We start from the raw sequence: 20,485 nt of genomic DNA, 5'->3' as shown, positions 1-20,485 counted from the left end.
GATATACTAGATTCAAATATAGTGTATTTAATACACCTACAATATAAAATTTACATTACCAAGTTTTCTCTGGACTTCAATCTTTTTGGGTCAATTTGCGCAGCCACCTGAATATCAGCTAGTTTGTTTAGCCCCGTAAGTATGTAATTCAAATCTTCCTTATCGACATATTGATGGATGACCATAAAAAAATCAACTTTGTTCATCTCAGGAATTAAAAACCCTTCTGCATTTCTATTGTTAATCAGGTAATATTCAAGCTCGCCCTGCTCGACGAAAAAGTAATATTTAGAAAAGGCAAGAGGTTCTTCGTCGATGTTAAAGTAGACTTCATGGTCGCCTATTTTCTGAAAATCGAAGTTAAGGCTAGTATTGATTTTATGACACAAAACATAATCCTTTAGAGAAGCGGTGATCGCGATCAATACAAAATCAAGGTCTAACGATAGCTTTAAATAAGTTTTGTTCAAATCAGATATATTAGGGGAATGCGAAATTATAAAACTAATTTTACTTTAATGTTCCGAATAAAAACATTAAAATTGGTAGAGAAATAAAAACATTTGAAATGTGTTAGAATTTATTTTTCTTTGCACTGAATTATTTAACCATTAAATTATAATCATTATGTCTGATATTGCTTCAAGAGTTAAGGCTATTATCGTTGAAAAATTAGGTGTAGATGAAAGCGAAGTTACACCAGAAGCTTCTTTCACTAACGACTTGGGTGCGGATTCTTTGGATACAGTAGAACTTATTATGGAGTTTGAAAAAGAATTCAATGTAGCAATCCCTGATGATCAGGCTGAGACCATTGGTACAGTAGGTCAAGCAATTGCTTACTTAGAGAAAAACGTTAAGTAATACGGTCTCCGTATAATCCGTATAAATGGAATTAAAAAGAGTTGTAGTTACGGGGTTAGGTGCGCTCACTCCGATTGGTAATACCATCCCAGAGTTCTGGGAAGGTTTGCTGAATGGTGTGAGCGGCGCCGGTCCTATCACTGGTTTTGACACGTCGAAGTTCAAAACCAAATTTGCATGCGAGCTTAAGAACTTCAAAGCTGAAGACTTTTTGGATAAAAAGGAAGCGCGCAAGTTGGATCCATTTGTTCAATATGCGTTAGTATCTACAGACGAGGCCGTTAAAGATGGGGGCTTCGATTTTTCACAATTAGACACGAACCGGATTGGCGTAATCTGGGGATCTGGTATTGGTGGATTTAAAACTTTTCAGGATGAAATGAAGAACTTCTTTCTAGGTGATGGTACTCCACGCATAAATCCGTTCTTTATCCCTAAAGTAATCATTGACATTGTTCCCGGCCATATATCGATAAAATATGGTTTACATGGTCCAAACTTCGCTACAGTTTCTGCATGTGCTTCTTCCACAAATGCTATGATTGACGCATACAACTACATCCGTTTGGATATGTGTGACGTTGTTATAAGCGGTGGTTCGGAGGCGATCATAAACGAAGCTGGAATAGGCGGTTTTAATGCAATGCATGCGCTTTCTACTAGAAATGATGATCCAAAAACAGCCTCCAGGCCTTTCGATAAGGACCGCGATGGTTTTGTCGCCGGTGAAGGAGCTGGAACAATCATTCTTGAGGAGCTAGAACATGCTATAAAACGTGGAGCTAAAATATATGCCGAACTGGTAGGTGGCGGAATGAGTGCCGATGCCAATCACATTACTGCTCCACATCCTCAGGGCTTAGGTGCAAAAATGGTAATGACTAATGCATTGAGAGACGCGAGAATGACCACTGCTGATATTGATTACATCAATGTTCACGGCACTTCTACTCCACTAGGAGACATTTCTGAAAGCCAGGCTATTGTAGACCTTTTTGGAGAAGATGCCTATAAGCTTAACATTAGCTCTACAAAGTCGATGACAGGTCACTTATTGGGAGCGGCTGGTGCTATTGAGGCTATCGCTTCGATTCTTGCCCTTAAGAATGGCGAGGTACCTCCTACTATCAATCATTTTAATGATGACCCTGCCTTTGATCCAAAACTGAACTTCACATTCAATAAATCACAAAAGAGAGAGATTCGTGCTGTAATGAGCAACACCTTTGGCTTTGGTGGTCACAATGCGTCTGTGATTTTCAAAAAATACGAAGCGTAACAGTCTTAATTTAATTAATGTCAATATTTGACCTATATAAGCTTTATCTATCTGCAGATAAAGACTTTATAAAAAAGTTGAACAACATTTTGGGCTTCGTGCCAGGCAATACCGTTTTGTACAAAATGGCGTTCAGACATAGGTCTGTGGCAAAGCTTTTAAAGAACGGGAGCAAAAGCAGCAACGAAAGACTGGAATTTTTAGGTGATGCTATTTTGGGATCTGTGATCGCAGAACTTCTCTTTAAAAGTTATCCCTACAAAGAGGAAGGCTTTCTAACAGAAATGCGCTCCAAGATTGTAAACCGCGCCAACTTAAATCAATTAGCTCGTAAAATGGGCTTCGACCAGCTTATCGTTTTTGATCAAAAGACGGTTAACATACAGACCAAGCATCATTCTATGTTAGGTGACGCGTTCGAAGCATTGATCGGAGCAATCTATCTAGACAAGGGCTACAACTTCACGAAAGACTTTTTAATTAAAAGAATCGTAAAGCCTTATGTTGACATCCATACGCTGGAATTGACAGAAACAAATTTTAAGAGTAAGCTCATCGAATGGTGCCAGCGCCATGGTAAAGACATCAGTTTTGATATGGTTCAAAATGGAGAGGGTGAAAGCGCTAAACTATTTACGATAAATGCAGTAATTGAGGGTGAAAGTTTCGGTGTAGGCAGGGATTACAATAAAAAAAATGCCGAAAAACTTGCTGCTGAAAAAGCTTGTGAAGCTTTGTCGATTTAAAAGGACTATTTCTTAAGGGTTGCTTTGTGAGTTTTGTATGCTTCCTTAATGTATTTTAAAGCATCATACCGCGCCCAATTTTGAGCTTGTTCGTATTCCGGTCTGTAATTGAGCATAAAGTTCTCCAGTTCCTCACCCTTAAGATCGGTATTCGCCTGAATGATGGTTTCATTAAAGAAGCCGTCGATTAGGGTTTGTTGCATTTCCGTTTCATAATACCTCCCAAATCTTCTGGCATTCTTCGGTGTACGTCCAAACGTTTCATACAAAGCTGTTAACGGTTTGAACAAGAAAGACAAGACTGGAGGTTTTCCTGAGTAAAAAGCACCCTTGTTCCGGTACTCTTGTTTCATATCCGTCAGCTCCTGCTTCTTACTTATTCGATTGATGTTTACCTCACTCAGCATTTGACCCCGGCGCAGTCTAATAACAAGATCCTTTGCTGAACTAACTGTGATATTGGAGTCCGTATATTCTCTCTGGTAAATTTGAATGGTATCACCTATTGCGGCCTTGATCTCAAAAATACCCAGACTGTTGGTTGTAGAAGTGTAAGTTGTGCGTTTATTGTACAGCTGTGCCCCAACTACCCGGCTACTGTTACCCAATTCCATTAGTACTCCTTTGAGCATAAAATCCTGCTGGGCAAATGTTGGTGCCACCGAAAAAAGGCAAACCAATAAAGTCAGGAAAATATTTCGTTGATTACTTGGCATCAGTGATTGTTAATTTGTAAAATTAAGTAATGTTTACCAATCCAATAAGTTAAATAAAGTTAAATGGCGAGTACAGCCAATAAATTATATCTTTGCACATGATAAAATCGATGACAGGATATGGCCTGGCTGTTGCTGATCAGGAAAATGTAAAGTTTTCAGTAGAGATCAAATCGTTGAATAGTAAGTTCCTGGAACTGAACCTAAAGCTGCCCCGCGCATTCTCTGAAAAAGAACTATTACTTCGTAATATTTGTAGCAAGGACATTGAACGTGGTAAAGTTAATATCGCAATTAATGTTGATCGCGGCGAAGAAAGTCTAAAGGGTGCTACAATAAATGCCACCTTATTAAGCAAATACTACAAGCAACTACATGAAATCAATCTTTCATTAGGAGCAGATTCCACCAATTTGCTTCAGGCGGTGCTGAACTTTCCGGAAGTGATTAGTTACACAGAAGAAGAAATAAATGAGGGGGACTGGGATATCTTGAACAGTACATTTCTTAAAGCACTAGCAAATTTTAATGAATTCAGAGCTGATGAAGGAACGGTATTAAAGTCCGACCTCGAGTTGAGAATCAAAAATATACTGCAATTTTTCACCGAAGTTGAGGTATTGGAACCTTTAAGGATTCCTTCAATCAGGGCCAGGCTTAATCAATTTCTTGAAGAAAATGTAGGCAAATTGAATATAGACCAGAACCGTTTAGAACAAGAGCTTATTTATTATATTGATAAACTCGATATTACTGAAGAGAAGATCAGGTTAAGAAGTCATTGCGATTACTTCATCGAGTCTTTAAAAAGTAAAGATGCAAATGGTAAAAAACTAGGATTTATATCGCAGGAAATTGGTAGGGAAATCAATACCATGGGGGCAAAAGCTAACGATGCGCAAATCCAACAACTTGTTGTGGGCATGAAAGAGGAATTAGAAAAAATTAAAGAGCAATTATTAAACGTTCTTTAAGCCAATTGCTTAAAGAACATAAGAATAGAATGAAACAAGGCAAACTAATCATATTTTCAGCACCCTCAGGAGCAGGTAAAACCACCATTGTTAAACACCTTTTGCAAAAGTTCCCTAACCTAAATTTCTCCATTTCTGCCACCACCAGGGAATCAAGGGGAGATGAACAAAATGAAAAAGACTATTACTTCATTTCCAAAGAAGACTTCTTACACCGTGTAGCCAGACAGGAATTCGTAGAATTTGAGGAGGTCTATAACGGAACATTTTACGGTACATTGAGGTCTGAGATTGAACGTATCTGGAATGAAGGCAAACATGTGATCTTCGACATCGACGTAGAAGGTGGTTTAAGATTAAAACGTAAGTATGAAGACTTCGCACTTGCGATCTTTGTTCAGCCACCATCTCTTAAAGTTTTAAAAGAGAGGTTAAGCGGTCGGGGCACTGACAGTCCGGGAAAGTTACAGGAACGTTTTATCAAAGCAGAAAAGGAACTGGAATATGCAGAAAAGTTTGATGTAATCTTGAAAAACAACGATTTAACTACGGCTTGTTCGGAAGCGGAGGAACTGATAGGAAACTTTATAAAAGCCTAATTTGATAATGAAAACAGGGTTATTCTTTGGTTCTTTTAACCCCATTCATATTGGCCATCTTGTAATTGCCAATTACATGGCGAGCTTTAGTGGACTGAAAGAGGTTTGGCTCGTAGTTTCGCCACAGAACCCACTGAAGCAAAAAAGCAATCTGAGCAATATGTACGACCGGTTGGAAATGGCGAAGTTGGCAACAGAAAACGCTCCCCAAATTAAAGTCAGCGATATTGAGTTTGGGCTACCCCAACCATCTTATACCATTGATACGCTTGCCTATCTTCAGGAGAAGTATCCAAGCAGAGAATTCGTCCTGATCATGGGGGCAGACAACCTTGCTTCATTCAAAAAGTGGAAAAACTATGACATCTTGTTAAAAAACTTTGAAATCTATGTTTATCCAAGACCTGGCATTGACCTAACCGACTGGCTGAATCATCCATCAATCAGAATAACAGAGACGCCGCAGATGGACATTTCCTCCACTTTCATACGTAAGGCAATCGCCGCAGGGAATAATGTTCAGTATTTCGTTCCGGATGCGGTACTTTCTTTTATAGATGGCAAAAGCATGTACCGTTAACTAGCTACGGTACAGTAGAAATATTGTCGGTTTCTTGTGAAGGTCAATACGCTCCTGTTTCCACTGTCCCACAGACATAGTTTTAATGTATTCTTCTTCGGCAGTGATGTTACAGGCTACACAAAGCAAAGTCTGTGCCGCTGTATTTTTAAGAATATCCTCGAATAGGTGGTTATTCCGAAATGGCGTCTCAATGAAGATTTGAGTCTGTTTTTTCTGCTGGGCAATTAGTTCCAGCTCTTTAATTTTCTTGACACGTTCTACCTTATCAATTGGCAAATAGCCGTTGAACGTAAAGCTTTGCCCGTTGAAGCCGGAAGCCATCAAAGCCAATAATATTGAGCTGGGCCCAACTAAAGGAACTACCTTTATTCCGCGCTTATGCGCTTCGGAAACGATCTCCGCACCGGGATCTGCCACACCGGGACAACCTGCTTCACTCATCAAGCCGACATCTTTGCCTGTCATCAGCTCTTTAAAGTAAGGCACCATGGAATCGCTTCTCTTGTGCTTACCGTAATCATGGATGATCAGATCTTGCTGAGCAGTTTTGATACCTGCTTCCTTTAAAAATTTACGGGCAGTTTTCTCATTCTCTACAATATACGTCGTCAGTACATTAATCGTTTCGCCAAGGTAAGCGGTAAAAGACTTTTGTGCAGCGTTTTCCGCCAATGGGACAGGAATCAGAAAAAGTGTACCTTTTTGCATAAATTTTAGTGTGATTTAATCCAGGCTGGAAATGAGATACCATCTGACTTCTAAACGCAAAGGTGGCAAAATATTGCAATCTGGATGCAACCTTATCGGATTAAATATCATCATTACAAAAAGGTTTTGTAAATTGTCTACAACGGAAGCAGATTATAAGACTGCATTTAACAGACTTAAACCAATTAAATTACGTTATATCACATAACCATAATGTAATATTTTATAGCTGATTAAACTTTTGAGTTGGTTCGGAACTCAAATTGATATACAAAGAGCGTTAGGAAAATTAAAACACACACACAATGAAAAACATGATCAAATTACCGGCTATTGTGCTGGGGCTCATGCTCCTTCTAACCGGAACCACGCAAAAGGCTGTGGCGCAAGATGAGGACATCTCCATGCAGTCCTTTTATGATGAATTATCGCCTTATGGCACTTGGATCCAGGACCCTCAGTATGGGTACGTATGGAGACCTGATGTAGAGCAAGGTGAATTTAGGCCCTATTACACGAATGGTCGTTGGGCAATGACCGAATACGGAAATACCTGGGTATCTGATTATGATTGGGGATGGGCCCCGTTTCATTATGGGCGCTGGGTTTACAACCGTTACAACCAATGGGTTTGGCTACCCGACACCGTATGGGGACCGGCATGGGTTAGCTGGAGAAGTGGTGGAGGCTATTATGGCTGGGCACCTATGGGTCCTGGTATGAACATCAATGTCAACATCAATATTCCCAGTTTATGGTGGGTATTTGTACCACAACGAAATATTTATTATAACGGATTCCCACGTTATTATTCTCGTAGAAACACGGTGATCATCAACAACACGACGATAATCAACAATACTTACGTTAGAAACAACAGGTACTATTCAAGTGGTCCACGTGCAAATGATATCAGACGTTATACTGGTCGTGATGTAACTGTTTACAATGTGAACCGAACCACAAGACCAAGCCGGACTAATCTTGATGGAAACAGGATTGACATGTACACTCCCGGCAGAAGCGGCAGAACTGGAAACAATAATGGTGTAGCTGCACCAAGAGAATCTGTAAGAGGAGAAGGTTATGCTTCTGCAAGACCGGATCGTGCAGTTCAAGATGGCAGACAAGGTAGTTATACGAGAGATGACAGGACAACATCTGAGCGTGTTGGAAAACAGAGACAAACCACACCGCAAAGAATTGATCAACCTCAAAGACAAGTACAACCTCAAAGGGTTGATCCAAGAGTAGAGCAGGTAGAGCAACCTCAAAGGCAAGCAAGGCCTGAGCGGCAAGCGCAACCTCAACCTCAGAGACAAGTTCAACCTGAGCGCCAACCTCAGCCTCAAAGACAGGAAGCTCCACAACGAATGGAAAGAAGACCAGAAGTTCAGCAGGCTCCGCAGCGAATTGAACGTTCTGAACCGGCACCGAGCAGGTCATCAGGAAATGAAAGTCGCGATAATTCCGGATCAGCAAGACCAGTAAGAAGTGGGCGAGGGTAGTTTAAAAAGCGAGTAATGAGAAAGCCGGCAGACAGCCGGCTTTTTTATTATCTTTGCAGCTTTGCAAAAAGCATACGCTTAAATCTTTATGATTAACCCGGAAATAGAAAAACGAAAAACATTTGCCATTATCAGTCACCCGGATGCAGGGAAAACTACTTTAACAGAGAAGTTTCTTTTGTTTGGTGGTGCCATTAATACCGCAGGTGCCGTAAAACGAAACAAAGCCAACCAAAGCAGCACATCAGATTTCATGGAAATTGAGAAGCAGCGTGGAATTTCTGTAGCAACCTCCGTAATGGGTTTTGAGTATAATGGCAAACGTATTAATATTTTGGATACTCCTGGTCACAAAGATTTCGCAGAAGATACTTATCGTACCCTTTCTGCTGTAGATAGCGTGATTCTGGTAGTGGATTGTGTGAAGGGGGTAGAAGAGCAAACAGAAAAACTTATGGCGGTATGCCGCATGAGGAACACTCCTGTAATTATCTTCATAAACAAGATGGACCGCGAGGGTAAAGATGCTTTTGACCTACTGGATGAAATTGAAAATAAGTTAAATATCAGTCTGTGCCCGCTTTCATGGCCAATTGGTTTGGGTCATACCTTCAAGGGTGTGTATAGCATTTACGATAAGCACCTGAATTTATTTGAACCCGACAAAACCAAAATTAGCGAGCCGGTAATTCAGGTGAGCGACCTTAATGATCCCAATCTGAATAATTTTTTAAAGCCAAAAGAACTTGACGGACTTAAAAGCGATCTGGAGTTGGTTGATGGCGTATACGGTTCTCTAGATAAATCAATGTATATCGAAGGATTGCTGGCTCCCGTATTTTTTGGAAGTGCGATCAATAACTTCGGAATTAAAGAACTTTTAGACACATTCATAAATATTGCGCCAAGCCCTAAGAGTCGCGAGGCCGAGCAGCGTGAAGTGATGGTAGATGAAAAGAACTTTACTGGATTTGTATTTAAAATCCATGCTAACCTTGACCCTAAACATCGTGACCGAATCGCCTTCTTAAGGGTATGCTCCGGCAAGTTTGAAAGAAATAAGTTTTATTACCATTCCCGACAAGAAAAGAAGCTGAAGTTTTCCAATCCCATGGATTTCATGGCTAATGAAAAAAGCATTGTTGAAGAAGCCTGGCCGGGAGACGTTGTTGGCTTATATGACAGCGGCAACTTTAAAATTGGCGATACATTGACTGAAGGAGAAAAACTTCAGTTTAAAGGCATCCCTAGCTTCTCTCCGGAGATATTTAAGGAGGTGGAGAATAGAGATCCACTTCGTACCAAACAACTTGAAAAAGGGATTCAGCAGTTGACAGAAGAAGGTGTAGCACAATTATTTGTACAGCAACCCGGAAATAGAAAGATTATTGGTGCCGTTGGGGAACTTCAGTTTGAAGTTATTGCCTTTAGGTTAGAGCACGAGTATGGCGCGAAAGCCCATTTCAGGATGCTGACTTACGGCCGTTCCAATTGGGTAACTTCTAAAGATAAAAAGAAATTAGAGGAATTCTTGAAACGTAAGCAAGCACACATCGGACAAGATAAGGATGGTAATCCCGTATTCCTCGCAGATAACGATTTCATGATCAATATGACCATGAGGGATTATCCGGATATTGAATTCCACAAGACTTCGGAATTCAAATAGAAAAAGGCGACCCCATCGATCGCCTTTTTTATTATTTAAGCTGATCTAGAGCTACCTTAATCCTTGGCAGCATATCTTTAATGTCCTGCAAGGTACAAGCACCTACAGAAGCTCGATACCACGGCATGTTATCATCGTTACCAAATGCCGAAAAAGGAACCAATGCCACTTTAGCTTCCTTGATTAAATAGAAATTTACCGCAGCGCTATCCTTCAGGATCTCTCCATTGGGTGTAGATTTACCGATATAATCAATTTTAATGGTAAGGTAAATTGCGCCCATGGGCTGAACGGCATCGACCTCAAAACCTTCTGCTTTTAGGGCGAGGAAGCCCTTATATAACGCGTTCAGACTATCTTGGATCTTAGACTTAAATAGATTCAAAAAGGAATCAAGCACCTCTTTTTTTCCAAAGTAGCCTGCCATAGCTACCTGCTCGGCCTTGGGAGCCCATGCACCCATATGACCAATCAATGCTTTCATCCTGTTTATAATGTCGGTAGGACCGAATCCCCATCCCACCCGAACTCCTGTAGCTGCCAGGCATTTAGAACTTCCATCCACAAAGATCACATAATCTCTAATCTCTGGTCTCAAACTTACTGGATTGACATGGTCAACCCCAAAGGTCAATAATGAATAAATCTGATCATACATGATGTAGAGTGGCTTTTCATTTATGCCCCTGGAATGATTCTCTTCAATCACCAAGTCACAGATTTCTGTTAGTTGGTCTCTAGTAAACATGGTGCCGGTTGGATTCAATGGGGAACACAATGCGAGTAGCGTTGCGCCCTTTAAATGTGGCTTCAGCTGTGCCGCAGTCGGCATAAAATTATTAGTTTCATCTGTTTCTACCGCAATAGCTCTTGCAGATGTAAGGTGACAGTAATGATTATTGTTCCAGGACGGTGCAGGAAATACTACAGTGTCTCCCGGATCAATCAATGCCAGATAAGTGGCATAAATTAATGGACGTGACCCTCCCGAAACCAATATTTCCGAAGCATTATATTCCAATCCGAAGCGCTCTTTCAAAATCTCTGAAATCGTTTCACGTAATGGTAGAACACCATCTGCAGGCGGGTAATTGGTCTGGTGATCATTATATGCGCTAACGATACCGTCTTTTAACTCTTCAGGAATAGGAAAAATCGAGGGGTCAAAGTCACCAATTGTCAGGTTGGCAATCTGTGCACCTTTGCGCTTCATCTCATTAACCTCGTTACCTATTTTAATGATTTCCGACCCGATAAGGGAGCTCGCCAAAACTGATACATTCATTTTCTTGTTTTTTTATATAAATATTAGGCCAATAACTTCTCTATCGCCACCCTTGGTTTTTTAAAATTAAACTGTTCAAGCACTTCTTCCATCATTGCCTCAATTTCAGGATTACAAAGATTACCAATACTTCCTTCATGAGTATGGTTTACTTTGGTGCCGGGAGTAAACGTTCGATTATCTATCGTTTCACCAACAATCTTGTAGGCCTCTCTAAATGGGGTTCCACTCAGAACCAGTTCATTAACAACCTCAACACTAAACAGATAAGCGTACTTTTTATCGTCAAGAATGTGATCTTTTATGCTTATATTCTGAAGCATAAATGTACTCATCTCCAAGCAGTCATTAAGTGAGGTAATGGCAGGAAAGAGATTTTCTTTTAACAGCTGCAAATCACGATGGTAACCGGAAGGAAGATTGGTTATCATCATAGCAATTTCATTAGGCAGCGCTTGAATTTTATTGCAACGTGAACGGATCAACTCGAACACATCTGGATTTTTCTTGTGAGGCATAATGCTGGATCCTGTCGTCAATTCATCAGGAAAACTAATAAATCCAAAATTCTGATTGATGAACAAACAAACATCCATGGCCATTTTAGCCAGTGTAGCTGCGATAGAAGACATCGCCTGACCAAGGATCCGCTCGGTTTTCCCCCTACCCATCTGCGCATAAACTACATTGTAGTTAAGCTTTTCGAATCCAAGCAACTCTGTAGTCATCGTCCGGTTCAATGGAAAAGAAGATCCATATCCGGCTGCAGAACCTAAAGGATTTTTATTACAAACCTTGTATGCAGCCAGCATAAGCTCCATATCGTCTACAAAACTTTCTGCATAAGCGCCAAACCATAATCCGAAGGACGATGGCATTGCAATTTGCAAATGGGTATACCCTGGAAGTAGCTTGTCTTTATGGGTATTGCTAAGCGAGATCAGCTGGGCAAAAAGCATGGCCGTATTCCCCACCATCTTCTCAATGGAGTCTCTAAAGTATAATTTTAAGTCTACCAGAACCTGGTCATTTCTAGATCGTCCGCTATGGATCTTTTTCCCTGGATCCCCAATGCGCTGCGTAAGCATCCATTCAACCTGCGAGTGCACATCCTCCACGTTATCTTCAATGACAAAATTCCCGCTTTCAATCTCTGAATAAATGCTTTTCAACTCCTTTTGAACTGCTATCAATTCATCCGCAGTCAAAAGACCTATGCTTTCCAGCATCTCCACATGGGCCAATGATCCAAGTACATCGAATGCTGCCATCTGTAAATCCAGTTCCCTGTCTTTGCCCACAGTAAAAGTCTCTATATCTTTGTTAACGGTAACGTTCTTTTGCCAGATCTTCATTTATTTTTCAATTAGCTATCGCTGCAAGGGCAGCTTAAGTTTCCTTACAAATATCATAAAAATATGCTTAATCAAAAACGCAACTCCATTGCACAACAATCTTGTCATGCGGGCAATAATTAGGGATAACTGTACTGGCCCAACGGAGATTCAAAATATGCCGCATTTAAAGTTTCAGTGATTGACGCAGAAGCAAAGACTGCCCGTAAGACGATGAAACTTACCTACGATAAGTTGATCGTCGTTTCTCTGCCAACAAACGACAAAACCACGTTTGAAAAGGTAAAAAGCTTTAGTTTCTCCGGTGATCTTCATGATTGGATAGCAATACAATTCGCCAGTCTGAAAACAATGCTAAAGAGCGTGATCTGAAGAATTAAATATGCTGAGACAGGGCTACCTAGCTTATTTATTTGCCGTTTATAACGGGCTTAAGCATAGCAATGTACAATTCAATTCCTTCAGCGATTTCTTCAATAAAGATAAACTCATCGGCCATGTGAGATCTCCCAGAATCCCCAGGGCCAACTTTAACTGAAGAAATACTTAGCAAGGCCTGATCTGAGGTAGTTGGAGAGCCATAAGTAGTTCTTCCCAACGCAATTCCAGATTGAACAAGCGGATGACCTTTATCTATTGATGAAGGTTTAAGCCTGATGGAACGCGGCTTAACGTCGCAAGCAACATTAGTTCTGATAATTTTTAGTACTTCTTCATTAGTATAGGAATCCGTAACACGAACATCAACAGTGAACGTACAAGTTGCAGGAACTACGTTATGTTGAGAACCGGCATTAATTATAGTCACCGTCATTTTTAGGGGCCCGAAAACTTCGGAGACCTTTGAGAAACGATAGTTCCTAAACCATTCGATATCGCTTAAAGCTTTGTAGATCGCATTGTCGCCTTCTTCTCTTGCTGCATGGCCCGCTTTTCCTGTTGAGGTGCAATCCAGCACTAACAACCCCCGTTCAGCGACAGCCAGATTCATTTGCGTTGGCTCACCTACTATAGCAAACTCCAAGTCACCAAGGTCTGGCAGTACGCATTCTAATCCATCATTTCCAGAAATCTCTTCCTCAGCAGTCGCAGCCAGACAAATGTTATAGCTCAGCTCCTCTTGCTCATAGAAGTACAAGAAAGTGCCGATTAAAGATACTAAACAACCCCCGGCGTCATTACTTCCCAGTCCAAATAATTTGTCTTCTTCCACAGCAGCATCATAGGGATCTCTGGTATATCCGGAATTGGGTTTTACAGTATCATGATGTGAATTGAGCAGCAAAGTTGGTTTAGCCGAATCAAAATACTTGTTATACGCCCAGATATTATTTAGCTTTCTAGTCGTTTTAATATCTCGATCTTGCAAAAATTGTTCAATAGCATCAGCTGTTTTATCTTCCTCTTTACTAAAAGATTGAATACTAATCAACTTTTTTAAGAGTTCAAAACTATCTTTTTGCAGTTGTGCTATCATAATTAATCTTTTGTATATAGTGCTCCGGCTTTTATCGCCGATAATTTGATGCCTTTAATTAACGAGGAGCTGAAACCATTGTGCTCCATTTCATTTAACCCAGCAATTGTACAACCTTTAGGGGAAGTGACCTTATCAATCTCTTGTTCCGGGTGAGATTGCATTTGAAGTAATAGGTCGGCAGCTCCTTTTGCGGTTTGCACAGCCATCTTAAGTGCCTCATCTGCATGGAATCCAATCTCAACACCTCCTTGTGATGCCGCTCTTATTGCTCTTAGGAAAAATGCAATGCCGCAGGCGCACAAAGCTGTGGCAGAGGTCATAAGATCTTCATTGATCTTTACCACAGAACCAACTGTTTCAAACATTCTAACTACCTCTTCTACGTTCTCTTTTGCTGCATTATCGGTCGCAACGCAAGTCATAGATTGGCCAATAGCGATCGCAGTATTGGGCATAGCTCTTACGACCTGCACCTCCTCACCAATTTTAGTTCTAATATCTAAACAGCTTACACCAGAAGCAACTGAGATAAACACTTGCTCACCGGACCTTATTGAAGGTTGGATTTGTTCCAACAAATTATTTAATTGTTGCGGCAAAACCGCCAGCACGATGATATCGGCACCAAAAACTACGGATGCATTATCTACACTTACCACAAAGCCTTCTTCAGCTAATGCAGACAGATTTGCGAGATTACGCCTGGTTAGGGTGATCTGCTCAGGTTTAGCATAATTAGCTTTAACTAACCCTTTAGCTAATGATACACCAATGTTTCCACTTCCCAAAATGGCGATATTGCCTTTAAACTGATTCATATTATTGTGTTAATCTAGTTCCAAAATTCTGATTGTCAATCTGCGGAAGCTCGTCAGCCTTCCCAATGTAAACATCCTTAACCCCGCTTTTAATGGCTTCGAAAGCATTGTGAATTTTAGGGATCATACCACCAGAGACAGTCCCATCTGCTTTTAGGCCATCAAACTCGGCCAACCTTATTTCTGAAACCAGTGAGTTGTCGTCTTCGATATCCCTTAAAACCCCTTTTTTCTCAAAGCAATAGATTAGAGAGGTTTCATAAATAGCCGACATTGCAATTGCTACGGCAGACGCTATCGTATCCGCGTTCGTATTTAGTAACTGTGAATCCCCGTCATGTGTAATTGCGCAAAGTACTGGAATTAAGCCTGCTTTGAGTAGGTTTCCAAGTGTCTCTGATGAAACAGAACTTTCGTTAAGATCGCCGACGAATCCGTAATCGATGTCTTTAACTGGTCGCTTAACCGCCTTTATAATATTGCCATCCGCACCGGTAAGACCGATCGCATTACATCCCTTGGCTTGAAGCTGAGCAACCATATTCTTATTGATGAGTCCGGCGTAAACCATTGTAACGATCCTCAAGGTATCGATATCGGTGATCCGTCGGCCCTCGACCATTTTAGCTGTTACACCCAGGGAATCGCCAAGCTCAGTAGCGATTTTCCCCCCCCCATGAACTAGGATTTTATACCCCGGAAGCGCCTTGAAATCCAGCAGAAACTTATACAGCTTTTCTGAGTTATCAATTACATTTCCACCTATCTTAATTACGCTTAGTTTATCCATTCTTAAACCTCGTCATATTGAGCCTCGTCACATTAAGCCACATCTTACTAAGCTCCGTCATGCTGGCGACGCAAAACTACTACAATTTCTCCAACATTTGCTTCAAAACAGCCTGCGCTGCCCATAAACGATTACCTGCTTCGTGAATCACTAATGAATTCGGACCATCCAATATCTCAGAAGAAAGTTCCAAATCACGACGGACAGGCAAGCAATGCATCACCTTGGCATCGTTTGTTCCTTTCAACTTATCATTGTTGAGCATCCAGCCATCAGGGTAAGTTAACACTTTTCCATATTCCTTATAACTCGACCAATTTTTTACATATATATAATCTGCCCCGTTTAGCGCTTCATTAAGATCATGGGTGATCGAAGCACCTGGAGTAAAATCTTCATTCAACTCATACCCTTTAGGCTGTGCAATGGTAAAATCAACCATACCATCCTCCTGGGCTTTACACATCCACTCTGCGAATGAATTAGGAACAGCTTGAGGAAGCGCCTTAATATGAGGAGCCCAGGCCAAAACAACTTTAGGTTTTCCTTCCCCTTTCCAGGTTTCTTTAATCGTAATTAAATCCGCCAGGCTTTGTAAAGGGTGCCTTGTCGCACTCTCCAAACTCACTACAGGAACACCACAGTATTTTATAAACTTACTGAAGAAATCTTCGTTGTAATCTTCTTCCCTATTAATCAGCTTGGGAAAAGAACGCAAACCAAGAATGTCGCAATACTGACCCATTACTGCTGCGGCTTCCCGAATATGCTCGACTGTAGAGCCATTCATCACTACACCATCCTGCGTTTCGAGCGCCCATCCCTCCTTGTCCATGTTCATCACCATCACATTCATACCCAGGTTCAATGCCGCCTTTTGTGTGCTCAACCGGGTGCGTAAACTTGGGTTCAAAAAGACCAATCCTAAGGTTTTATTCTTTCCTAAGTCCTGAAGGCTGTAGGGATTTTCCTTAAGTATCAAAGCATCCTTAAGCAATTGTTTGATGTCAGTTACATCATGTACGGAAGTAAATTGGTTCATCCTTTTAAAGCGATTTTATATTCATTAAGAAATTGGTCTGCATGAGCCTTCGTTAAATTTAATGCAGGTAAAAGTCTGATCACATTTGGCTTGGCTTCACCGGTAAAGATCTTATGCTTAAACAATAAGTCTTTTTTTACATTAGATAATCGCTCCGGTAGCTCGATGCCAATCATTAAACCTCTTCCACGAACTTCAATAATTTCAGGGAGCTCTTTCAAGGCGTTAATCAAATAATTTCCTACCTCTTCTGCATTTTTCATCAGGTCATCCTGCGCCATTATTTCCAGAACAGCCAATGCCGCGGCACAAGCAAGGTGATTTCCACCGAAAGTAGTCCCTAACATGCCATGCCAAGGCTTAAACTTAGGAGCAATAGAAATACCGGCGACTGGAAAACCATTGCCCATACCCTTTGCCATGGTGTAAACATCTGCATCTACTCCTGCGTAATCATGGGAATAGAAAAGCCCTGTTCTACCATAGCCACATTGTACGCTGTCTGCAATGTAAACTGCATTGTATTCATCACAAAGCGAACGGATTAATTGTAAAAATGGAATAGATGCTTCCCTAATCCCACCCACACCCTGGATTCCTTCAATAATTACCGCGGTAATATCCTTACCGTATTCAGCAAAGGCTTGCTTTAATGCAGCTTCATCATTAAGTGGGAGGAATAAAATATTATCAGTTTCATTTACAGGTGCAATGATCTTTGGATTATCAGTTGCCGAAACTGCTAATGAAGTTCTACCATGAAAAGCGCCTTTAAATGCAATCACTTTTTTGCGACCATTGTAAAAAGAAGCAAGCTTTAAGGCATTTTCATTGGCCTCAGCTCCAGAGTTACAAAGAAATAACTGGTAGTCTGTCTTGCCAGAAACTTCACCCAATTTATTGGCGAGCTCTGCTTGTAGTGGAATTAATACAGAGTTGGAATAAAAGCCTACTTTGTTCAGCTGATCGGTTACACGCTTTACATAATGCGGATGCGTATGTCCAATAGAAATTACAGCATGACCGCCATAAAGATCTAAGTATTCTGTACCTTCAGCATCCCAGACACTGCTGCCGGATGCTTTTACTATTTCTATATTGTTTAATGGATATACGTCGAATAAGTTCATTTTAAAAAAGTTTTAAGTTAAAAATTAGTTCAAGGAATTAGGACCCCAGCTAAAATGCCTGGGCCTTAAGCCGTAAACCTTCGCTTTCGGGCAACCCAAATATGAGATTCATATTTTGTACCGCCTGACCGCTCGCACCTTTTAACAAATTATCTATTATACTTACGATGAACAGCTTGCCATTATGCTTTTCTACATACACCAAGCCCTTATTTGTATTTACTACCTGCTTTAAATCTATGTTTTTCCTGCTCACATGGGTGAAAGGATGAAACTCATAAAATGAAGTGAATAGCGCAACTGCCTCCTCTTGAGTCAAATCACTATCCAGATAAACTGCTGCTAAAATACCTCTAGTAAAATCGCCTCTTTGTGGTATGAAATTGATTACACTATCAAAATTAGGACTCAGTTGTTTTATGCTCTCTCCGATCTCATTCAAATGTTGATGCCCGAATGCTTTATAGACAGAAAGGTTATTATTTCTCCAGCTAAAATGGGATGTTGATGCTAGACTTTGTCCGGCGCCTGTAGATCCTGTAGTTGCATTGATATGGATTTCTGACTTTAACAGCCCTTTTGACGCGAGCGGAAGCAATGCCAATTGAATGCAGGTGGCGAAGCAACCAGGGTTAGCGATATACTTAGCACCTTTAATTTGATCACGATTCAATTCAGGCAAACCGTAAACCCAATCGGCACCTGCATTAGATTTTAGCCTAAAATCCTGACTCAAATCAATAACCTTAATACCTTCGGCTATGGGATTTGCATCGAGAAACTTCTTCGCATCGCCATGTCCGACACATAGAAATAACACATCGATATCAGAAGAAAATTCTCCGGTAAAACGAAGATCTGTGTCACCAATCAAATCAGTATGAACATCAGAAATCAGATTGCCTGCATTGCTTTTGCTGTTTACAAAAGCGATTTCTACCGAAGGATGGTTGATAAGCAAACGCAGCATTTCGCCACCTGTATATCCCGCACCTCCCACAATGCCTGCTCTAATCTTCATCACCGTTCACTTTATGCCAGATCATAACCTGGTTGCCGAATATTTTTGAGAAGCCTTTTACATCATCACCGCTCCATGCATTATTCATTTCACCATAGCTTCCAAATTTATTGCTCATCAGGTCATGATCAGATTCAATGCCTATGATCGTAAAACGATAAGGCAACAATTCAACGAATACTTTTCCGCTCACCATCTTTTGTGTATCAGTTAAGAAGGCTTCAATATTGCGCATGATGGGATCATGAAACTGACCTTCATGCAACCAGTTTCCATAAAAAGAAGATAGTTGCTCTTTCCAGGAAAGCTGCCATTTCGTAAGCGTATGTTTCTCTAAAGTATGATGAGCTTTGATAATCACCATCGGTGCCGCAGCCTCAAAGCCAACACGGCCTTTTATTCCGATAATAGTATCACCAACATGAATATCTCTTCCTATTCCGTAGGGCTGAGCAATTGCCTGCAACTTTTGGATCGCTTTTACAGGCTCCAAAGTTTCGCCATCTATGCCTACCAATTCACCTTGTTCAAAAGTAAGTTCCAGTTTACGTGGCCTAGCCTCAGAAACCTGCGTAGGCCAGGCTTCTTCAGGTAAGGTTTGATTAGAAGTTAAGGTTTCTTTTCCCCCGACAGACGTTCCCCATAAGCCCTTGTTGATTGAATACCTCGCTTTTTCTGCGCTATATACTACACCACGGGTAGCTAAATATTCTATTTCAGCTTCGCGGGATAATTTTAAATCTCTGATTGGTGTGATGATCTCCACATTCGGTATGATAATATTAAATATCATATCAAAACGAACCTGATCATTACCTGCCCCGGTACTGCCGTGAGCAACATAATCAGCACCAATTTTTTTAACATAATTGGCTATGGCTGTTGCCTGACTAACACGCTCTGCACTAACAGAAAGCGGATAGGTAGCATTTTTAAGCACATTCCCATAGATCAAATACTTAATACAGCTATCATAATAATTAGTGGTTTCATCAACTACCGCATGGGAAACAACACCAAGGGAATAAGCACGTTTCTCAATTTCCTGTAGTTCCTCATCAGAAAAACCACCCGTGTTAACAATTACGGAGTGAACCTCCAAGTCTCTATCCTGAGACAGGTAAATACAACAAAATGAGGTATCAAGACCTCCGCTAAACGCTAAAACAACTTTCTTCTTCATCTTAATATTAACAGCTATTTAAATAAAATTGTAACTAATAAAAACAAGGCTTTTAACCCCTTTTTTCCAGACGGTTTAGCTTTAACCACCAACCTCGACTTTATGCTCATGAAACGTTCATAGAGCTTCGGCTTTTTATGAAGCTCTTCTGCAAACTTTTTAGCAACATCATGCTTCTGTTCAACAGGATCGTAAAGCATCGCTGTACACATACAATTCTTACGCTCTTTCATCTTCAATATCTCGAAGTTCACACAGCTTTGACAGCCTTTCCAAAATTCTTCATCCTGGGTAAGCTCAGAATAAGTGACAGGTTCATAACCTAAATCTGAATTAATCTTCATCACTGCCAAACCGGTAGTCAAGCCAAAGATCTTTGCCTTTGGGTATTTTACTCTTGATAGTTCGAAGATTTTCTCTTTAATGGCATGTGCAAGACCTACTTTACGGTATTCCGGACTTACTACAAGGCCCGAATTTGCAACAAATTGGCCGTGCGACCAGGTTTCAATATAGCAGAAACCTGCCCAGGAACCATCTTTATGAAATGCGATTACAGCCTTACCATCGGCCATTTTACCTGCAACATATTCGGGCGAGCGTTTAGCTATACCCGTACCACGAGCTTTTGCTGATTCTGCCATTTCATCGCAGATTTGTTCTGCGAAGACACGATGTTCAGGAAGTGCAACCTGCACTATAAAATCGTTTATGTTCATTATTAGATAACGAAGA

22 protein-coding genes are annotated in these 20,485 nt (G+C 40.8%); 9 read left to right on the top strand and 13 right to left on the bottom strand.

Features of this window, described 5'->3' with window-relative positions:
• Nucleotides 1-50: 50 nt before the first annotated feature.
• Nucleotides 51-470 (bottom strand): IPExxxVDY family protein, encoded by a 420-nt coding sequence (locus ACHFIZ_RS03340; protein ID WP_410882846.1) that lies wholly within the window; start codon nucleotides 468-470, stop codon nucleotides 51-53.
• A gap of 157 nt (nucleotides 471-627) precedes the next feature.
• On the opposite strand from ACHFIZ_RS03340, the gene ACHFIZ_RS03335 reads away from it, so the two are divergent.
• Genes ACHFIZ_RS03335 through rnc form a run of 3 tightly spaced genes read left to right on the top strand, consistent with a single transcriptional unit; the run spans nucleotide 628 to nucleotide 2,889 of the window.
• Nucleotides 628-864, top strand: coding sequence for an acyl carrier protein (locus ACHFIZ_RS03335; RefSeq protein ID WP_008508386.1), 237 nt, complete (start codon nucleotides 628-630; stop codon nucleotides 862-864).
• A 25-nt stretch (nucleotides 865-889) separates the two neighbouring features.
• The gene (gene fabF / locus ACHFIZ_RS03330) at nucleotides 890-2,143 is read left to right on the top strand and encodes a beta-ketoacyl-ACP synthase II (protein WP_410882842.1); all 1,254 of its coding nucleotides are present in this window, start codon (nucleotides 890-892) and stop codon (nucleotides 2,141-2,143) included.
• Nucleotides 2,144-2,160: 17 nt separating this feature from the next.
• Nucleotides 2,161-2,889 carry a ribonuclease III gene (gene rnc / locus ACHFIZ_RS03325; protein ID WP_410882840.1) on the top strand — a complete coding sequence of 243 codons (729 nt, stop codon included), beginning with the start codon at nucleotides 2,161-2,163 and terminating at the stop codon, nucleotides 2,887-2,889.
• A gap of 5 nt (nucleotides 2,890-2,894) precedes the next feature.
• On the opposite strand, the gene ACHFIZ_RS03320 is transcribed toward rnc, so the two are convergent.
• Nucleotides 2,895-3,605, bottom strand: a complete 711-nt coding sequence (locus ACHFIZ_RS03320) for a hypothetical protein (RefSeq protein ID WP_410882838.1) — start codon at nucleotides 3,603-3,605, stop codon at nucleotides 2,895-2,897.
• Between the two features lie 110 nt (nucleotides 3,606-3,715).
• Between ACHFIZ_RS03320 and ACHFIZ_RS03315 the strand changes: the two genes are divergently transcribed.
• The 3 genes from ACHFIZ_RS03315 to nadD are packed head-to-tail and all read left to right on the top strand — an operon-like array spanning nucleotide 3,716 to nucleotide 5,758.
• A complete protein-coding gene (locus tag ACHFIZ_RS03315; protein ID WP_410882921.1) occupies nucleotides 3,716-4,579 on the top strand; it encodes a YicC/YloC family endoribonuclease in 864 nt (287 codons plus the stop codon).
• A 29-nt stretch (nucleotides 4,580-4,608) separates the two neighbouring features.
• Nucleotides 4,609-5,178, top strand: a complete 570-nt coding sequence (gene gmk, locus ACHFIZ_RS03310; protein WP_410882836.1) for a guanylate kinase — start codon at nucleotides 4,609-4,611, stop codon at nucleotides 5,176-5,178.
• Nucleotides 5,179-5,185: 7 nt separating this feature from the next.
• Entirely contained in the window at nucleotides 5,186-5,758 is a 573-nt protein-coding gene (gene nadD / locus ACHFIZ_RS03305) for a nicotinate (nicotinamide) nucleotide adenylyltransferase (protein WP_410882834.1), read from the top strand.
• Here nadD and ACHFIZ_RS03300 read toward each other — a convergent pair whose 3' ends face one another.
• Entirely contained in the window at nucleotides 5,759-6,469 is a 711-nt protein-coding gene (locus ACHFIZ_RS03300; RefSeq protein WP_410882832.1) for an SAM-dependent methyltransferase, read from the bottom strand.
• Nucleotides 6,470-6,774: 305 nt separating this feature from the next.
• Between ACHFIZ_RS03300 and ACHFIZ_RS03295 the strand changes: the two genes are divergently transcribed.
• Together ACHFIZ_RS03295 and ACHFIZ_RS03290 are read left to right on the top strand one after the other, a co-directional pair.
• The gene (locus tag ACHFIZ_RS03295; protein WP_410882830.1) at nucleotides 6,775-7,977 is read left to right on the top strand and encodes a DUF6600 domain-containing protein; all 1,203 of its coding nucleotides are present in this window, start codon (nucleotides 6,775-6,777) and stop codon (nucleotides 7,975-7,977) included.
• A gap of 88 nt (nucleotides 7,978-8,065) precedes the next feature.
• Complete coding sequence (locus tag ACHFIZ_RS03290) at nucleotides 8,066-9,646, top strand: peptide chain release factor 3 (RefSeq protein ID WP_410882828.1); 1,581 nt, start codon at nucleotides 8,066-8,068, stop codon at nucleotides 9,644-9,646.
• A 31-nt stretch (nucleotides 9,647-9,677) separates the two neighbouring features.
• On the opposite strand, the gene ACHFIZ_RS03285 is transcribed toward ACHFIZ_RS03290, so the two are convergent.
• A complete protein-coding gene (locus ACHFIZ_RS03285) occupies nucleotides 9,678-10,931 on the bottom strand; it encodes a pyridoxal phosphate-dependent aminotransferase (protein ID WP_410882826.1) in 1,254 nt (417 codons plus the stop codon).
• 23 nt (nucleotides 10,932-10,954) lie between these two features.
• The gene (argH, locus tag ACHFIZ_RS03280) at nucleotides 10,955-12,286 is read right to left on the bottom strand and encodes an argininosuccinate lyase (RefSeq protein WP_410882824.1); all 1,332 of its coding nucleotides are present in this window, start codon (nucleotides 12,284-12,286) and stop codon (nucleotides 10,955-10,957) included.
• Nucleotides 12,287-12,463: 177 nt separating this feature from the next.
• Between argH and ACHFIZ_RS03275 the strand changes: the two genes are divergently transcribed.
• A complete protein-coding gene (locus ACHFIZ_RS03275) occupies nucleotides 12,464-12,658 on the top strand; it encodes a hypothetical protein (protein ID WP_410882822.1) in 195 nt (64 codons plus the stop codon).
• A gap of 37 nt (nucleotides 12,659-12,695) precedes the next feature.
• Here the strand turns inward: ACHFIZ_RS03275 and ACHFIZ_RS03270 are convergent, their stop codons facing one another.
• The 8 genes from ACHFIZ_RS03270 to ACHFIZ_RS03235 all read right to left on the bottom strand — a co-directional run bounded on the left by ACHFIZ_RS03270 (nucleotide 12,696) and on the right by ACHFIZ_RS03235 (nucleotide 20,469).
• Entirely contained in the window at nucleotides 12,696-13,763 is a 1,068-nt protein-coding gene (locus tag ACHFIZ_RS03270) for a M20 family metallo-hydrolase (protein ID WP_410882820.1), read from the bottom strand.
• Between the two features lie 2 nt (nucleotides 13,764-13,765).
• On the bottom strand, nucleotides 13,766-14,584 hold the full coding sequence (gene proC / locus ACHFIZ_RS03265) for a pyrroline-5-carboxylate reductase (protein ID WP_410882818.1): 819 nt from the start codon (nucleotides 14,582-14,584) through the stop codon (nucleotides 13,766-13,768).
• Between the two features lies 1 nt (nucleotide 14,585).
• Nucleotides 14,586-15,374, bottom strand: a complete 789-nt coding sequence (argB, locus tag ACHFIZ_RS03260) for an acetylglutamate kinase (protein WP_410882816.1) — start codon at nucleotides 15,372-15,374, stop codon at nucleotides 14,586-14,588.
• A 79-nt stretch (nucleotides 15,375-15,453) separates the two neighbouring features.
• Nucleotides 15,454-16,416: an acetylornithine carbamoyltransferase gene (locus ACHFIZ_RS03255; protein WP_410882814.1), complete on the bottom strand. Its 963-nt coding sequence runs from the start codon at nucleotides 16,414-16,416 to the stop codon at nucleotides 15,454-15,456.
• Nucleotides 16,413-17,546 carry an aspartate aminotransferase family protein gene (locus tag ACHFIZ_RS03250; RefSeq protein ID WP_410882812.1) on the bottom strand — a complete coding sequence of 378 codons (1,134 nt, stop codon included), beginning with the start codon at nucleotides 17,544-17,546 and terminating at the stop codon, nucleotides 16,413-16,415. The genes ACHFIZ_RS03255 and ACHFIZ_RS03250 overlap by 4 nt, the downstream gene beginning before the upstream one ends.
• A 49-nt stretch (nucleotides 17,547-17,595) precedes the next feature.
• Nucleotides 17,596-18,567: an N-acetyl-gamma-glutamyl-phosphate reductase gene (gene argC, locus ACHFIZ_RS03245; RefSeq protein ID WP_410882810.1), complete on the bottom strand. Its 972-nt coding sequence runs from the start codon at nucleotides 18,565-18,567 to the stop codon at nucleotides 17,596-17,598.
• The gene (argG, locus tag ACHFIZ_RS03240) at nucleotides 18,557-19,750 is read right to left on the bottom strand and encodes an argininosuccinate synthase (RefSeq protein ID WP_410882808.1); all 1,194 of its coding nucleotides are present in this window, start codon (nucleotides 19,748-19,750) and stop codon (nucleotides 18,557-18,559) included. The genes argC and argG overlap by 11 nt, the downstream gene beginning before the upstream one ends.
• Before the next feature lie 14 nt (nucleotides 19,751-19,764).
• Nucleotides 19,765-20,469, bottom strand: a complete 705-nt coding sequence (locus ACHFIZ_RS03235; protein WP_410882806.1) for a GNAT family N-acetyltransferase — start codon at nucleotides 20,467-20,469, stop codon at nucleotides 19,765-19,767.
• Nucleotides 20,470-20,485 lie beyond the last annotated feature (16 nt).

This window comes from Pedobacter sp. JCM 36344, assembly GCF_046546555.1.
In the GTDB taxonomy this organism is placed as follows: Bacteria; Bacteroidota; Bacteroidia; order Sphingobacteriales; family Sphingobacteriaceae; genus Pedobacter.
The sequence above is the reverse complement of the archived record's forward strand: the minus strand, read 5'-3'. Positions and strand labels throughout refer to the sequence as shown.

What these genes read in the sequence shown, in the direction of transcription:
- ACHFIZ_RS03320 (WP_410882838.1), bottom strand. Translation starts at nt 3,605, where the DNA reads ATGCCAAGTAATCAACGAAATATTTTCCTGACTTTATTGGTTTGCCTT.
- rnc (WP_410882840.1), top strand. Translation starts at nt 2,161, where the DNA reads ATGTCAATATTTGACCTATATAAGCTTTATCTATCTGCAGATAAAGAC.
- ACHFIZ_RS03335 (WP_008508386.1), top strand. Translation starts at nt 628, where the DNA reads ATGTCTGATATTGCTTCAAGAGTTAAGGCTATTATCGTTGAAAAATTA.
- gmk (WP_410882836.1), top strand. Translation starts at nt 4,609, where the DNA reads ATGAAACAAGGCAAACTAATCATATTTTCAGCACCCTCAGGAGCAGGT.
- fabF (WP_410882842.1), top strand. Translation starts at nt 890, where the DNA reads ATGGAATTAAAAAGAGTTGTAGTTACGGGGTTAGGTGCGCTCACTCCG.
- ACHFIZ_RS03255 (WP_410882814.1), bottom strand. Translation starts at nt 16,416, where the DNA reads ATGAACCAATTTACTTCCGTACATGATGTAACTGACATCAAACAATTG.
- proC (WP_410882818.1), bottom strand. Translation starts at nt 14,584, where the DNA reads ATGAATCAGTTTAAAGGCAATATCGCCATTTTGGGAAGTGGAAACATT.
- ACHFIZ_RS03315 (WP_410882921.1), top strand. Translation starts at nt 3,716, where the DNA reads ATGACAGGATATGGCCTGGCTGTTGCTGATCAGGAAAATGTAAAGTTT.
- ACHFIZ_RS03300 (WP_410882832.1), bottom strand. Translation starts at nt 6,469, where the DNA reads ATGCAAAAAGGTACACTTTTTCTGATTCCTGTCCCATTGGCGGAAAAC.
- ACHFIZ_RS03295 (WP_410882830.1), top strand. Translation starts at nt 6,775, where the DNA reads ATGAAAAACATGATCAAATTACCGGCTATTGTGCTGGGGCTCATGCTC.
- argC (WP_410882810.1), bottom strand. Translation starts at nt 18,567, where the DNA reads ATGAAGATTAGAGCAGGCATTGTGGGAGGTGCGGGATATACAGGTGGC.
- ACHFIZ_RS03290 (WP_410882828.1), top strand. Translation starts at nt 8,066, where the DNA reads ATGATTAACCCGGAAATAGAAAAACGAAAAACATTTGCCATTATCAGT.
- argB (WP_410882816.1), bottom strand. Translation starts at nt 15,374, where the DNA reads ATGGATAAACTAAGCGTAATTAAGATAGGTGGAAATGTAATTGATAAC.
- ACHFIZ_RS03250 (WP_410882812.1), bottom strand. Translation starts at nt 17,546, where the DNA reads ATGAACTTATTCGACGTATATCCATTAAACAATATAGAAATAGTAAAA.
- nadD (WP_410882834.1), top strand. Translation starts at nt 5,186, where the DNA reads ATGAAAACAGGGTTATTCTTTGGTTCTTTTAACCCCATTCATATTGGC.
- argH (WP_410882824.1), bottom strand. Translation starts at nt 12,286, where the DNA reads ATGAAGATCTGGCAAAAGAACGTTACCGTTAACAAAGATATAGAGACT.
- argG (WP_410882808.1), bottom strand. Translation starts at nt 19,750, where the DNA reads ATGAAGAAGAAAGTTGTTTTAGCGTTTAGCGGAGGTCTTGATACCTCA.
- ACHFIZ_RS03235 (WP_410882806.1), bottom strand. Translation starts at nt 20,469, where the DNA reads ATGAACATAAACGATTTTATAGTGCAGGTTGCACTTCCTGAACATCGT.
- ACHFIZ_RS03270 (WP_410882820.1), bottom strand. Translation starts at nt 13,763, where the DNA reads ATGATAGCACAACTGCAAAAAGATAGTTTTGAACTCTTAAAAAAGTTG.
- ACHFIZ_RS03285 (WP_410882826.1), bottom strand. Translation starts at nt 10,931, where the DNA reads ATGAATGTATCAGTTTTGGCGAGCTCCCTTATCGGGTCGGAAATCATT.